A 14,499-nucleotide genomic window follows, 5' to 3' on the forward strand; every position below is an offset into this window, starting at 1 on the left:
AGGAGAGGGAGAAACGTTATCAGAAGTGCGTATTAACGCTCATGAACCACGTCCGGCCCGGTTCGTTATAGGTGTGCGCGCCAGCGCCCGCCATATAGTTCCCGGTTACAATATCGCCCGTGGTCTGGGCATTGCCTTCACGCCACAGACGTTTGTCGAAGACGTTATCCACGCCGCCAGTCAGGCTGACATTTTTCGTCACATCCCAGGTCGCGCTCAGGCCGACGATGCTGTACGGGCTGACTTCACTCGCCGAACTACCGGTTACCGGTTTACCCTGGTAATCGTATTTCTTCGGCTGCTGTTTACCGTACCAGGTGAAGGTTGACTGCAGCGATAAATCTTCACGCGCCTGCCAGCTCAGCGTTGAGTTCAGCGTGTATTCAGGAATAATCGACAAGCGCTCGCCGGTCTCTTTATTCTTACTTTGCAGCATGTAGGTAATGTTGTTGGTCCAGTTAACGGTTTCGCTAACCGGTACGTTCAACGTACCCTCCAGACCCTCAACCACTGCTTTAGGAATGTTTTCCCACTGATAGATATCAGTGTAAGTCGTCTTCCCTTTGCTGGTGATAGACGTTCTGTCGAACGGTACCGTACCCGCTTCAATCTTGTTGCGGTAATCGTTACGGAACCAGGTTACCCCGGCCAGCCAGCCGTCACGTTTGAACTCAAGACCAATCTCTTTGTTGATACTGGTTTCGGCCTTCAGGTCATCGTTGCCCATCATGTAGCAACCAATGCCCGTCGCGGAACCGGTGGCGTAGCAACCCTGGCCTTTGCTGTACAGAATGTAGTTCGGGTTGAGCTGGTACAGGCTTGGTGCTTTATAGGCTCGCGCAATCCCCATCTTCAGCGTGAAGTCATCACCCAGACCCTGGGACAGGTTCAGAGATGGGCTCCAGTTGTCACCAACGATGCTGTGGTGGTCGAAACGCAGACCCGGCGTCAACATGGTGCTGTCGGTCAGTTCCATGTTGTTTTCAGCAAACAGAGAGAAAATCTCCGCGTCTGAGTATGGGCTACGGTTGGTACTGCTCGAACCTGGAATATCACCGCCCATAAAGGTCTGTGAATTGGACAACATGTCCTTCATGCGTTGCTGGTTCCATTCGGTACCAAGCGTCAGGTTTTGGTTGACCAGCAGATCTAACGGAATGCTGACTTCACTGTGCAGCATGACGTCACTCAGGTCGGCATCGAGATATTTTTGTGACGCATTCGGGTCGAAGATACCCTCAGTACCGCCCGCCAGACCTTCAGGCGTACGGGAGTTACGCGTATGTTCGTACTGTACCCAGTTGCTGGTGGTGACGCCGTTATCCCAGCCGCCATTCCAGGTCAGAGAATAGTTCTGACGGTAAAGACGGTTGGTCTCTTTCCCGTAGTTATCTTTCACCAGTTGGTTGGTGTTAGTGTTTTGAGTGTCGCCCGCATACAGGTTGCCCTGACGGCTATAACCGGCTTCCAGTTCCAGTGACTGGAGTGGGGCGAAATCCCAGCGAACCACACCGTTAATGTCTTTGTTGATCACCCCTTCACGACCGGCTGGTAAGGTATTTGAATATGTGCCGGTACGTTCTGACTGATGACCCTGGTTGATGTCCCATGCGTCGGCCTGGGTTTTATCGAGATTACCGTACAGGCGGAAGCTGAAATCCCCACCCATTGGACCATTCAGGCTAAAGTTGGTGCGCTTGGTCGATCCTTCGTCTTTGTGTTCCGGGGCGTTGAAATAGGTATCCCAGGAACCGTGCCATTCATTGCTGCCTTTTTTGGTGATGATATTCACCACGCCGCCAGCTGCGCCATTGCCATAGCGTGCCGCGGCAGGACCGCGCAGCACTTCAATACGCTCAATCATTTCCGGTGGAACCCAGGCGGTATCGCCGCGGGTATCACGCTCGCCGCGCCAGCCCTGGCGTACGGAGTTACGGCTGGTAACCGGTTTACCGTCGATCAAAATCAGGGTGTTTTCTGGCCCCATGCCGCGAATATCGATCTGGCGGTTGTTGCCGCGCTGACCGCTGGTTGAGTTACCGGTCAGGTTAACGCCGGGCATGGTACGGATGATTTCCGACACATCGCGAGCGGGAGGGTTCTTACGAATTTCATCAGCGGTAATGGTTGAAACGCCCGGCGCCTGTAGGTTCTGCTGGGCGGCGGTAACGACGATAGTGTCTTCATGAGAGACAGCTACGCTATCGGTTTGATCTTCTGCCATTGCTGGCAGGGCTACCCCGTAAATCCCTAAATTGACCAATAAGGCCAGTGAATGAATCTTGTTGTTCATTGTATGTCCTGCTGTTCTTTTAGCCACGAGTACCAATGTGCCTCGGTGCGGCATTTGGTCTGATGTCGCCCGCATCTGCGTAAACTATCCATTCCAGAAAAAGTACGCAGCGCCAGGTCGGTTTATAAGTGGTGAAAAACTGTGCGCGCTTCCCACAGCGCGACAATACGCTATTGCAAATGCAAATAGTTATCAATAATATTATCAATATATTTCACGCTAAATCATAAAATTTCACAATAAACATGGGGTTATGGCGGTGACGACGTTAAAGATGGGAAGCGAGGCGTGGTGGCAGTCAAAAAAAGGTCCGGAGTGGGAGCGTGAAGACAACGGAAATTATCGGGTAACCTTCTGGTGGCGTGACCCGCAGGGAACGGAGAAAGAGTCAGCCATTCATCGCGTGTGGGTCTATATCACTGGCGTCACCGATCATCATCAAAACGCTACCCCTCAGTCGATGCAACGCATTGATGGAACAAATGTTTGGTGCTGGCGTGTTTCTCTCAGCGCCAACTGGCGCGGCAGCTACTGTTTTATCCCGACAACACGAAACGATATCTTTTCCTCGCTGGCGGTGGGCGCAGCGCCTGACCGAAGCGTACTGCGTGAAGGCTGGCGGCAATTGCTGCCGCAGGCCATTGCCGATCCCCTTAATCCGCAGAGCTGGCAGGGCGGTCGCGGCCATGCGGTGTCTGCGCTGGAAATGCCGGAGGCGCCCGTACAGCCCGGATGGGATCGACCTGAAAACCCCGATTCACCCGCAGTTTGCCTGCAATGGCGTAGCGCCAGGCTTGGAAATACGCGTCGCGTATGGGTATTTACCACCGGAGAGGCCCAAGCGGAATCTCGTCCGCTGGCTATCCTGCTGGATGGGCAGTTTTGGGCACAGAGTATGCCGGTCTGGCCTGCGCTAACTTCACTTACGCATCGTGGACACCTTCCTCCTGCCGTTTATCTCCTGATTGATGCCATCGACACGGCTCACCGTAGCCGCGAACTGCCGTGTAACGCGGATTTTTGGTTGGCGGTACAAGAGGAGCTGTTGCCGCTGGTGAAGACGACGACCGCATTCAGTGACGATCCGCAGCGTACTGTGGTCGCCGGACAAAGTTTTGGCGGGTTGTCATCGCTGTATGCCGGGCTGAACTGGCCCGCGCGCTTTGGCTGTGTTCTTAGCCAGTCGGGCTCTTACTGGTGGCCGCATCGTGGTGGTGGTCAGGACGGAGCGATCGTCGAGCAACTGAAGACCGGGACCATCAGCGCTCAGGGACTGCGTATTGTCCTGGAAGCGGGGATCCGCGAGCCCATTATTTATCGCGCTAATCAGGCGTTATATGCCCAGTTACCTTCTGCGCCACAGTCTATTTTCTGGCGTCAGGTTGATGGTGGACACGATGCGCTTTGTTGGCGCGGCGGTCTGATGCAAGGGCTAATGACGCTCTGGCAACCGCTTACCGACACGATTTAACCGGACGACGTTCCACGACAGGAGTTGAGTATGGAATTCAGTAACCCCTTCGATAATCCGCAGGGCCAGTTTTACATTCTGCAAAATCCCCAACGTCAGTTTAGCCTTTGGCCGCAGCAGTGTTCACTTCCTGCTGGTTGGCAAATTGCTTGCGGACCCCAATCCCAGGAAGCCTGCCAGCAATGGCTGGATGCAAACTGGACCACGCTGACGCCCGCGAACTATGTCGATGTGCAGGAGGCTCCATGACTCAGCGTTTACCGTTAGTGGCGGCTCAGCCGGGGATCTGGATGGCGGAAAAACTCTCCACATTGCCCTCGGCGTGGAGCGTGGCGCACTACGTAGAATTAACCGGCGAACTGGACGCGTTGTTGCTGGCGAAAGCGGTTGTGGCGGGCCTGGAGCAGGCCGATACCTTGCGAATGCAGTTTAGCGAAGATAACGGCGAGGTCTGGCAATGGGTGGATCCTGCGCTCACTTTTGCGCAACCCGAAATCATCGATCTGCGCGAAAAATCCAACCCACATGAGGCGGCGCGTGCGTTGATGCAGGCAGACCTGCAGCAGGACATACGTGCTGACGGCAATAAGCCGCTGGTTTTTCACCAGCTTTTACAGGTGGGAGATAAACGTTGGTATTGGTATCAGCGTTACCATCATTTGCTGGTCGATGGCTTCAGCTTCCCGGCTATTACCCGCCAGATAGCCGCAATCTATCGCGCATGGCTACATGGCGAGTCTACGCCAGACTCGCCTTTTACGCCGTTCGACGAGGTGGTGGAAGAGTATCAACAGTACCGTCAAAGTGATGCCTGGCAACGGGACGGCGCCTTCTGGCGCGAGCAGCGAAAGCAACTCCCACCTCCTGCTTCGCTGTCGAACAATCCGTTGCCGGGACGCTCGGCCAGCGCGGATATTATTCGCATGAAGTTAACCGCGCCTGAAGGAGCGTTTCGCCGGCTTGCGGCACGCATGCCTGACGTTCAGCGTGCGGATCTGGCCCTCGCGCTGGTGGCATTGTGGCTGGGACGTTTATGCAGCCGAATGGATTATGCCGCCGGGTTTATCTTTATGCGGCGCATGGGCTCGGCGGCGTTGACGTCCACTGGACCGGTTTTAAACGTTCTGCCATTTGGTGTGAGGCTGGATGCGGCAGAAAACTTGCCTGCGCTTGCACAACGACTGGCCGGACAGTTGAAGAAAATGCGTCGGCATCAACGTTATGATGCCGAACAAATCGTTCGCGACAGCGGGCGTGCAGCCGGTGCAGAGCCGCTGTTTGGCCCGGTGCTGAACGTGAAAATATTCGACTATCATCTGAATATTCCCGGCGTTCAGGCGCAAACTCATACGCTGGCGACAGGACCGGTGAACGATCTTGAACTGGCGTTGTTCCCGGATGAAAACGGCGGGCTGAGTATTGAAATCCTGGCCAATAAACAGCGCTACGATGCAGAAACGCTGGCGCAGCATGCCTCGCGTTTAATCGGGCTTATCGAGCAGTTTGCTGACAATCCGTCGCTATGCTGCGGCGACGCCGGGATGCTGTTGCCTACAGAACATGAGCGGCTGGCGAAGATTAACGACACGACCGTGGAGATCCCGTTCACTACGCTTAGCGCACTGGTGACACAGCAGGCCGATAAAACGCCGGATGCCCCGGCGCTGGCCGATGCCCGTTATCAGTTTAGCTATCGCGAAATGCGCCAGCAGGTCGTGGCGCTGGCGAGCCTTCTGCGCGAACGCGGCGTCCGTCCTGGCGACAGCGTAGCTGTGGCATTACCGCGTTCTGTGTTCCTGACGCTGGCGCTGCACGGTATTGTGGAAGCCGGAGCTGCCTGGCTGCCGTTGGATACCGGATACCCGGACGATCGCCTGCGGATGATGCTCGAAGACGCGAAGCCAAAATTGTTGATAGCGACTGAAGAGCAACTGGCGCGTTTTAGCGATATCCCAGGGCTGGAAAGTCTCTGCTATGACTCGCCGCTGCCAGCAGAAGATGCTGCTCCGTTGGCGCTATCTCAACCCAATCATACGGCCTATATCATTTTTACTTCCGGTTCTACCGGTAGACCAAAAGGGGTGATGGTTGGGCAAACCGCCATCGTTAACCGTCTGCTGTGGATGCAAAATCACTATCCGCTGACCGCAGATGATGTGGTGGCGCAAAAAACGCCATGCAGTTTTGACGTCTCGGTATGGGAGTTTTTCTGGCCGTTTATTGCCGGGGCAAAACTGGTCATGGCAGAACCTGAAGCGCACCGCGATCCGCTGGCGATGCAACAGTTCTTTGCCCGTTATGGGGTGACGACCACGCACTTTGTCCCCTCTATGTTGGCCGCTTTTGTCGCTTCACTGACGCCGGAAACCGCGCGGGAGAGTTGTGCCTCTCTGAAACGGGTATTTTGCAGCGGCGAAGCCTTGCCAGCCGATTTATGCCGTGAGTGGGAGCAGTTGACTCATGCGCCACTGCACAATTTGTACGGACCAACGGAAGCTGCGGTCGATGTGAGCTGGTATCCGGCCTGGGGAGAAGATCTCGCTGCCGTAACCGGCAACAGCGTACCGATTGGCTATCCGGTTTGGAATACCGGTTTACGCATTCTGGATGCCATGATGCGCCCGGTGCCTTTCGGCGTAGCGGGCGACCTGTATCTGACGGGGATCCAACTGGCGCAAGGCTATCTGGGGCGTCCGGATCTGACGGCGAGCCGCTTTATCGCCGATCCGTTTAACGTCGGTGAACGTATGTACCGTACCGGAGATGTGGCGCGCTGGCTGGAAAATGGCGCGGTGGAATACCTCGGGCGCAGCGATGACCAGCTTAAAATTCGTGGACAGCGCATTGAGCTCGGCGAGATTGACCGGGTGATGCAGCAGTTGCCTGATGTCGAGCATGCCGTTGCCCATGCCTGCGTATTCAACCAGGCTGCGGCGACAGGCGGCGATGCGCGCCAACTGGTGGGGTATCTGGTGTCGCAATCGGGTTTGCCGCTGGATACGGCTGTGTTGCGGGAACGTCTGCGCGAAAAACTGCCTGCGCACATGGTTCCGACGGTATTGTTACAACTGGCGGAGTTGCCGCTTAGCGCGAACGGTAAACTGGATCGTAAAGCGCTACCGATGCCGCAGTTGACGTCGCGTGTTTCCGGGCGCGCACCGCGAGCAGGGACTGAGACCACCATCGCGCAGTCTTTTGCGGCCTTACTGGATTGTGAGGTGAATGATGTAGAGGCTGATTTCTTTGCGCTTGGTGGGCATTCGCTGCTGGCGATGAAGCTGGCAGCGCAGTTGAGCCGCATTTTTGAGCGTCAGGTGACGCCCGGGCAGATTATGGTGGCTTCCACCGTGGAACAACTGAGCGCATTGCTGGAGAGCAATGATGATGAACAGTCGCAGCGTCTGGGATTCGAGACGCTATTGCCACTGCGTGAAAGTCACGGCCCAACGTTGTTCTGCTTCCATCCGGCGTCGGGTTTTGCCTGGCAGTTTAGCGTGCTGTCGCGCTATCTCAGCCCTCAGTGGTCGATTATGGGTATTCAGTCGCCACGACCGGATGGCCCGATGCAGACGGCGGAAAATCTCGACTCGGTATGCGAACATCACCTGGCAACGCTGCTCAGTCAACAACCTCACGGACCTTACTATTTATTAGGTTATTCGCTGGGCGGCACGCTGGCACAGGGGATCGCCGCGCGCTTACATGCCAGAGGAGAGACGGTTGCATTCCTCGGTCTGTTGGATACCTGGCCGCCAGAGACGCAAAACTGGCAAGAAAAAGAGGCCAATGGGCTGGATCCAGCGGTGCTGGCGGAGATCGAGCGTGAACGCGAAGCGTTTCTGGCGGCGCAGCAGGGGAATGCGTCAGAGGGCTTATTTAACGCTATCGAAGGCAACTACGCCGATGCGGTTCGCCTGCTCACCACGGCGCACAGCGTGCCGTTTGCAGGTCACGCCACGTTGTTCGTTGCTGAGCGTACCTTAGTGCCGGGTGTCAGCCCTGAACGTAGCTGGGCCCCGTGGATATCCAGTCTGGATGTTTACCGCCACGACTGCGCGCATGTTGATATTATTTCCCCCACCGCGTTTGAGGCGATAGGACCTGTAATAAATACGCTGATTAATAAATCTGTGTAACAAGACGAATATTGCAATCGCGGTGATCGAACAGCTCTACAATGTAAAAAATATGTTGTGGAGTTGTTGTTTTTGTGCGGTGCAAGGTGATGAAAGGGGTGAATAAATTCCGAATATAATTTTTGGTAGGGCGACAAGCGCAAAGAGTGTTTCGGATAATTCTGACTAGCTGGTAGACTTCTCCCACAGGAATGTTTTTCTTTTAGGAAAGTTTTCAGGTCACGCAACATGTCATCATTAAATATTAAGCAAGATAACGTTTCGGAATTTACTGGCTATCCTCAGCCAGCGGCAAACGCAAATGAAATCGATTTAGTGAACCTAATCGAAATCTTATGGCGAGCAAGAACGAAAATTATAGCGACCGTTTTCGCCTTTGCTTGTGTGGGGATTCTGGTATCTTTCCTGCTTCCGCAAAAATGGACCAGTCAGGCAATCGTGACCCCCGCAGAACCGGTTCAGTGGCAGAGTCTCGAGAATATGTTGACCAAATTGCGCGTGCTGGATATGGATATTAGCGTTAGCCGTGGTGATGTGTTTAACCTGTTTATCAAAAAATTCCAGTCGCCTTCATTGTTAGAAGAGTATCTGCGCTCTTCACCTTACGTGATGGATCAATTGAAAGGCGCTGATATCGACGAAATGGAGTTGCATCAGGCAATTGTCAGGCTTAGTGAGAAAATGAAAGCGGTTGATACTAACCTGGGTAAGAAGAACGAAACTTCGCTGTATACCGCATGGACGCTGAGTTTTACCGCGCCGCTAGCCGAAGAAGCCCAGTCTGTGCTGAAGGGATATATCCAGTATATTTCTGATATTGTAGTGAAAGAAACGCTGGAAGATATTCGCAATAAACTATCCATCAAAACCAGCTTCGAGAAAGAAAGGCTGGAGATGGATCGCGTCAGACTCAAGAATCAACTGGAAGCAAATATCCAACGACTGAACTACTCGCTGGAGATTGCCAATGCCGCCGGGATTAAAAAGCCGGTCTACAGTAATGGCCAGGCGGTGAAGGATGATCCCGATTTCTCTATTTCACTGGGTGCTGACGGCATCGAACGTAAATTAGAAATAGAAAAATCAGTAACGGATGTTGCTGAAATTAACGGTGAATTACGTAATCGGCAGTATCACGTTGAGCAACTGTTAGCGATGAATGTGAGCGACGTAAAATTCACACCGTTTAAATATCAACTTACGCCTTCGCTGCCGGTGAAAAAAGATGGTCCGGCTAAATCAATGATCGTTATTCTGGCCGCATTACTGGGTGGAATGGTGGCGTGTGGTGGCGTTCTGCTGAACTATGCCATGGTGTCGCGTAAGCAAAAAATGACGTTTATTGATCAGCAACTGGTGTGATGAATTATCGTATGGCGGCAAGCCAGCCGCCTTACGATAACGCGTGTTATTTGCTGCGTCCAAGCGGCACTACTAACGGCGTTCCGGCAACTGGATCGTCGATAATCATACAGCGCAGTCCATAGATTTTTTCAATAAGCTGCGCGGTGACGATCTCTTTCGGTGCACCCTCGGCAATAATTTTTCCATCTCGCAGCGCAATCAGATGCGTCGCATAGCGGCAGGCCTGATTCAGGTCGTGCAAAACGGCGGCCAGCGTGTAGCCTTTTTCCCGGTTTAAGTCACTCAGCAGTTCCAGCAGATCGATCTGATGACTGATATCCAGCCAGGTGGTGGGTTCATCAAGCAGCATAATCGACGTTTCCTGCGCCAGCACCATCGCAATCCATGCACGTTGACGTTGTCCGCCGGAAAGGGTATCCACACTTTGTGATGCCAGGTGGGTGATACCCGTCGCCTGCATGGCGTTTGAGACCGCAATTTCATCCTCTTGCCGCCAGCGGGTAAACAGCGGCTGGTGCGGATAGCGCCCGCGGGCAACCAGCTCCTGTACCGTAATATCTCCCGGCGTGGTGGCGTTTTGCGCCAGCAAACCTATTCGTCGGGCGACTTCCTTGCTGGCATAGTGTTGAATATGTTCGCCGTCGAGCCAGACCTTGCCGTTCGCGGGCGTCATCAGGCGACTAAGCGTGCGCAGCAATGTCGATTTCCCGCAGCCATTTGGCCCGATAATCGCGGTGAAGTGACCGTCGGGAATCGACACATTGAGGTTTTCCGCCACGGTAAACTTGCCATAACCCAGCGTTAACTGGTCGCCACGCAAACGGGCTACTGATTCGGTCATTTTTTGCGGGACTCCTGAATTAACAAGACGATAAGATAAATACCGCCGAGGCTTACGGTGACAACGCCCACCGGAAGCTGATAAGGCATAAACAGCTGTTGGGCGCATAAATCCGCCATCAACAGCAGCAACGCGCCGCACAGCGCTGACAGGGTTAATCCCCAGCGCGATGTGCCGCTTATACGTCGCGCGATATGCGGCGCGACAAGGGCAATAAACGAGATAGGACCCGCCAGCGCGGTGGCGGCAGCGGTCAGTACAACCGCAACCAGCATCATCATCAGACGCGAGCGCTCAACGCTGACACCAAGCGCACAGGCACTGTCATCACCCATTTCCAGTAAGCGCATCCGGCGTACCAGCAATGTGGCGCATACCAGCATGATGATAATCAGCGGGGCAGACGGCCAGGTTTTGGCCCAGGTCAGGCCATTGAGCGATCCAGCGTTCCACAGTCCAGCCGTTAGCGCGGTTTCTAATGATGCTTTCAGCAGTAGCCAGGTGTTGAACGCCACCAGCATGGCGCGTATGCCGATACCAATAATAATTAGCCGGAAGGTGTCGATCCCATTGCGCCAGGCGAGCGCCCAGACCACCAGAGAAGTCAGGATCCCACCGAGCATGGCTGCCAGTGCGATCACGGTAAGATGCTGTCCGAACAGCACCATTGCCACCAGCACACCGCTCCAGGCCCCGGTATTGAAACCCATCACATCCGGGCTACCCAGCGGGTTACGCATCAGCGACTGAAATATTGCGCCGCTCACGCCGAGCGCTGCGCCAATCAATAGCGCCATGAGCACGCGTGGCAAACGCCATTCGGTCACCACCAGGGTAATACTGCGCGGCGCATCGCCGAGCAGGGCGGCAATAATTTGCTGGGTTTCCAGCGTAACAACGCCGCTACGCAGGCTCCATAAACCAATGACGAGACAACCTGCAACCAGCAGCAGGCTGCTGATTATCAGGCGGCGGGAGAGGTGCATCATGCGCCACCCCCGCGCGATTTACGGCGTACCAGAAAGATAAGCACCGGCGCGCCGATGAAAGCGCTGACCACCGACACGCGCAGCTCGCCGGGAACAATCAGGCGACCGATGATATCGGCAATCAGTAACAGAGAAGGGGTTGCCAGCAGGGTGACGGGCAGTGACCAGCGGTGATCCGCCCCCACCAGCCAGCGCGCCATGTGAGGTATCATCAGGCCGATAAAGGCGATAGGACCGACAATCGCGGTCGCGCTGCCGCACAGTACGGTAATCACCAGCAGGCCAATAAACTGTGTGCGAGCGACTTTACTACCAAGCGCGGTAGCTGTGTCGCTCCCGAGGCTCAGGCTATTCAGGGCGCGACTGAGGAACAGTGCGACAGCCGCGGCAATCAGTACTGGTACCAATACAACCTTCAGCGTTTGCAGGCTGCGGATATCCAGTGAGCCAGCTTGCCAGAAACGCAACTGATCGTAAACGTCCGGGTTGAGCAGGGCGATGCCGGTGGATAATCCTTCCAGCACCGCGCCCAGGGCAACGCCCGCCAGCGTCAAACGTACCGGGCTTAACTGCCCACCGCCCTGACTACCGGTAAAAGCTACGATCAGCGACGCAGCCAGCGCACCGCAAAAGGCCATCAGCAGTTGCTCTTGCGCAGAGGAAAAGCCGAACAGCGCGGCGCCCAGCACAATAGCGAAGCTGGCACCGGAGTTGACACCCAGAATGCCGGGATCGGCGAGAGGATTACGCGTGAGCGTTTGCATTAATGCGCCAGCCAGGCCCAGCGCACCACCGGCGAGCAGCCCCGCCAGCGTGCGTGGGAGTCGCGCGTCAAGCACGATGGTGCAATCAGCGCTTTGACAACTGCCGGTGAGCGCATCCAGCACCACGGAGGCAGGTAGCGACTTGGCGCCAATAACCAGACTTAATACCGTGGTCAGAACAAGTAATAACAATAGTCCGGGCACGGCGAAGGCGCGTGTCGCGGAAACAGAGCATGACATATCAACTTCCCTGATAATGATAGTAATTATCGTTATCGATCTTATTTGGATATGTTAGCATGTGCAGCCATCGAATGGATATTGAAAAAGTACCTGGTAAGGCTCTGTAATGAATCGACAATCATGGCTGCTCAATCTCAGCCTGTTAAAGACCCACCCTGCATTTCGTGCAGTCTTCCTCGCCCGTTTTATTTCCATTGTCTCTCTGGGGCTACTCGGCGTCGCGGTTCCGGTTCAAATCCAGATGATGACCCAGTCGACCTGGCAGGTCGGTTTGTCGGTGACGCTGACCGGCAGTGCAATGTTTATTGGCCTGATGGTGGGCGGTGTGCTGGCCGACCGCTATGAGCGTAAAAAAGTGATCCTGCTGGCGCGTGGTACCTGTGGCATTGGCTTTATTGGCCTGTGTTTGAATGCGTTACTTCCCGAACCGTCGTTACTGGCAATTTATCTGCTTGGCTTATGGGACGGTTTCTTTGCTTCGCTGGGCGTGACTGCTTTACTGGCAGCGACGCCAGCGCTGGTCGGGCGGGAGAATCTGATGCAGGCCGGGGCGATTACCATGCTGACGGTACGTCTGGGATCGGTAATTTCGCCGATGCTTGGCGGGGTGTTGCTCGCGACCGGCGGCGTGGCCTGGAACTACGGACTGGCGGCGGCGGGGACCTTCATTACCTTACTACCGTTGCTGAGTCTTCCCGCGTTGCCGCCTCCGCCGCAGCCGCGTGAGCATCCGCTGAAATCGCTGCTGGCAGCATTCCGCTTTCTGCTTGCCAGCCCACTGATTGGCGGCATTGCACTGCTCGGTGGTCTGTTAACCATGGCGAGCGCCGTGCGCGTGCTGTATCCGGCGTTGGCGATTAACTGGCACATGTCGAGTGCGCAAATTGGCCTGCTGTATGCGGCTATTCCGCTGGGGGCAGCCGTGGGTGCATTGACCAGCGGACAACTGGCGCACAGTCTTCGTCCGGGACTGATCATGCTGGCATCGACCGTGGCTTCATTTCTGGCTATCGGTCTGTTTGGCTTGATGCCCATTTGGCAGCTTGGTGTGGTTTGTCTGGCGCTGTTCGGTTGGTTGAGTGCGGTCAGCTCTTTGTTGCAGTACACCCTGTTACAGACGCAGACGCCGGAAGCGATGCTCGGGCGAATTAATGGTTTGTGGACCGCACAGAACGTCACCGGCGATGCGATTGGCGCGGCGTTGTTAGGTGGTCTGGGCGCGATGATGACGCCGGTTGCTTCGGCAAGCGTGAGTGGGTTTGGGCTGGTGATTGTCGGTCTTTTACTGCTGCTGTTGTTGGGAGAAGTGCGCCGATTCCGGCAAGTCCCCGTGAATGTCTGATCGCGTTGTGCTCTACGGATTGTAGGCCGGATAAGGCGTTAGCCGCATCCGGCGCTGGCAATTAAAACAGAGCCGACAGACGTTGCAGCAGCAGCATTGCGCTGTAGTAGTCGAGACGGAAGGTTTCCGTACCCAGGGCATAAACACGTTTATTTTGCACGGCTGGCAGATGCGCCAGAAGCGGATTAGCGTAAATAGCATCGGCATCTTTGCTGTCGCCAGCAAACAGGAACAGCGCTTCGCCGTTCAGGCCTGCCGCCAGGTTCTCACCGCCAAGCTGGATGATATCGTGGCGTTTGCCCTGACTTTGGCTGGTATGCAAGTTGGCAGGCAGCGTTGCCAGCGTGAACCCTAACTGCTCCATCAGCTTGCCTTGCGCTGACTCAGGCGTCCACAGGTTGGCGCTGTGCGCCGCGGCGGTATATACCAGCGCGCTGACCGGCTGTGGTGGCAGGGTAATACGTTGCTTAACTGCCTGTAGTTGCTTATCAAACTCGGCAATACGCGCAGCAGCCTGTTGCTCCTGACCGGTAATTTCACCTAACTGGGTCAGCAGCGACTGCCAGCTTTTATCGTCGTAATTAATGATGAGCGTTGGCGCAATGGTGGACAGCTGATCGTACAGCGCGAGGGCAGAATCGCCCCCGGTGGCGCTTACCAGAATCAAATCCGGCATTTGAGCTGCGACGGCCTCAGCGCTCGGTTCGCCGATATACAGGCGGCTCAGTTTGCGTTCTTTTGCCACTTCGCTCCACTGGCGTAAAAAGCCCTGCGCATCGCCGATGCGATTGTTCGGCGTAGTGGCACCGCTGGCGATGACCGGGGCATCAATCGCCAGCAGCGAACCGGTGAGGGTCACGCTGGTGGAGACAATTCGCTGCGGTTTATGCTCCAGCGTATGCGTGCCGCGGCTGTCAGTAACCTGACGCGGCCAGTCGGCGGCGTGACCTGAAGAAATTCCTGAAAGAGATAAACCTGCCAGTAAGAGCACTGTGCGGCAAAAAGAGGGGAGACTCACGAATCAGCTTCCTGTTATCATTATAAGTAATGCTTCT

10 protein-coding genes are annotated in these 14,499 nt (G+C 55.3%); 5 read left to right on the forward strand and 5 right to left on the reverse strand.

Features of this window, described 5'->3' with window-relative positions:
• Window positions 1-19 precede the first annotated feature (19 nt).
• Window positions 20-2,293 carry a TonB-dependent siderophore receptor gene (locus WC1_RS17685; RefSeq protein ID WP_003835658.1) on the reverse strand — a complete coding sequence of 758 codons (2,274 nt, stop codon included), beginning with the start codon at window positions 2,291-2,293 and terminating at the stop codon, window positions 20-22.
• A gap of 253 nt (window positions 2,294-2,546) precedes the next feature.
• Here WC1_RS17685 and fes point away from each other — a divergent pair, with 253 nt between their 5' ends.
• From fes to wzz(fepE), 4 genes are all read left to right on the forward strand, one after another.
• Entirely contained in the window at window positions 2,547-3,764 is a 1,218-nt protein-coding gene (gene fes / locus WC1_RS17680; protein ID WP_016149760.1) for an enterochelin esterase, read from the forward strand.
• A gap of 30 nt (window positions 3,765-3,794) precedes the next feature.
• Window positions 3,795-4,013: an MbtH family protein gene (locus WC1_RS17675; RefSeq protein ID WP_016149761.1), complete on the forward strand. Its 219-nt coding sequence runs from the start codon at window positions 3,795-3,797 to the stop codon at window positions 4,011-4,013.
• Window positions 4,010-7,900, forward strand: coding sequence for an enterobactin non-ribosomal peptide synthetase EntF (gene entF / locus WC1_RS17670; RefSeq protein WP_016149762.1), 3,891 nt, complete (start codon window positions 4,010-4,012; stop codon window positions 7,898-7,900). The genes WC1_RS17675 and entF overlap by 4 nt, the downstream gene beginning before the upstream one ends.
• A gap of 228 nt (window positions 7,901-8,128) precedes the next feature.
• Window positions 8,129-9,262: an LPS O-antigen length regulator Wzz(fepE) gene (gene wzz(fepE) / locus WC1_RS17665; RefSeq protein WP_003847441.1), complete on the forward strand. Its 1,134-nt coding sequence runs from the start codon at window positions 8,129-8,131 to the stop codon at window positions 9,260-9,262.
• A gap of 46 nt (window positions 9,263-9,308) precedes the next feature.
• Here the strand turns inward: wzz(fepE) and fepC are convergent, their stop codons facing one another.
• The 3 genes from fepC to fepD are packed head-to-tail and all read right to left on the reverse strand — an operon-like array spanning window position 9,309 to window position 12,099.
• The gene (gene fepC / locus WC1_RS17660; protein ID WP_003847439.1) at window positions 9,309-10,106 is read right to left on the reverse strand and encodes an iron-enterobactin ABC transporter ATP-binding protein; all 798 of its coding nucleotides are present in this window, start codon (window positions 10,104-10,106) and stop codon (window positions 9,309-9,311) included.
• Entirely contained in the window at window positions 10,103-11,095 is a 993-nt protein-coding gene (gene fepG, locus WC1_RS17655; protein WP_003847437.1) for an iron-enterobactin ABC transporter permease, read from the reverse strand. The genes fepC and fepG overlap by 4 nt, the downstream gene beginning before the upstream one ends.
• Window positions 11,092-12,099: a Fe(3+)-siderophore ABC transporter permease gene (gene fepD, locus WC1_RS17650; RefSeq protein WP_003835646.1), complete on the reverse strand. Its 1,008-nt coding sequence runs from the start codon at window positions 12,097-12,099 to the stop codon at window positions 11,092-11,094. Before fepD ends, fepG begins: the two co-directional genes overlap by 4 nt.
• A gap of 109 nt (window positions 12,100-12,208) precedes the next feature.
• Here fepD and entS point away from each other — a divergent pair, with 109 nt between their 5' ends.
• Window positions 12,209-13,444, forward strand: a complete 1,236-nt coding sequence (gene entS, locus WC1_RS17645; RefSeq protein WP_003847435.1) for an enterobactin transporter EntS — start codon at window positions 12,209-12,211, stop codon at window positions 13,442-13,444.
• A gap of 61 nt (window positions 13,445-13,505) precedes the next feature.
• Here the strand turns inward: entS and fepB are convergent, their stop codons facing one another.
• Entirely contained in the window at window positions 13,506-14,462 is a 957-nt protein-coding gene (gene fepB / locus WC1_RS17640; protein ID WP_003835643.1) for a Fe2+-enterobactin ABC transporter substrate-binding protein, read from the reverse strand.
• Window positions 14,463-14,499: the final 37 nt, after the last annotated feature.

It is taken from the genome of Citrobacter sp. KTE30, from assembly GCF_000398825.1.
Taxonomy (GTDB): domain Bacteria; phylum Pseudomonadota; class Gammaproteobacteria; order Enterobacterales; family Enterobacteriaceae; genus Citrobacter; species Citrobacter freundii.

Excerpts from the sequence above, each read along its gene's own strand:
- WC1_RS17685 (WP_003835658.1), bottom strand. The coding sequence starts at position 2,293 with ATGAACAACAAGATTCATTCACTGGCCTTATTGGTCAATTTAGGGATT.
- fes (WP_016149760.1), top strand. The coding sequence starts at position 2,547 with ATGGCGGTGACGACGTTAAAGATGGGAAGCGAGGCGTGGTGGCAGTCA.
- WC1_RS17675 (WP_016149761.1), top strand. The coding sequence starts at position 3,795 with ATGGAATTCAGTAACCCCTTCGATAATCCGCAGGGCCAGTTTTACATT.
- entF (WP_016149762.1), top strand. The coding sequence starts at position 4,010 with ATGACTCAGCGTTTACCGTTAGTGGCGGCTCAGCCGGGGATCTGGATG.
- fepC (WP_003847439.1), bottom strand. The coding sequence starts at position 10,106 with ATGACCGAATCAGTAGCCCGTTTGCGTGGCGACCAGTTAACGCTGGGT.
- fepG (WP_003847437.1), bottom strand. The coding sequence starts at position 11,095 with ATGATGCACCTCTCCCGCCGCCTGATAATCAGCAGCCTGCTGCTGGTT.
- fepD (WP_003835646.1), bottom strand. The coding sequence starts at position 12,099 with ATGTCATGCTCTGTTTCCGCGACACGCGCCTTCGCCGTGCCCGGACTA.
- entS (WP_003847435.1), top strand. The coding sequence starts at position 12,209 with ATGAATCGACAATCATGGCTGCTCAATCTCAGCCTGTTAAAGACCCAC.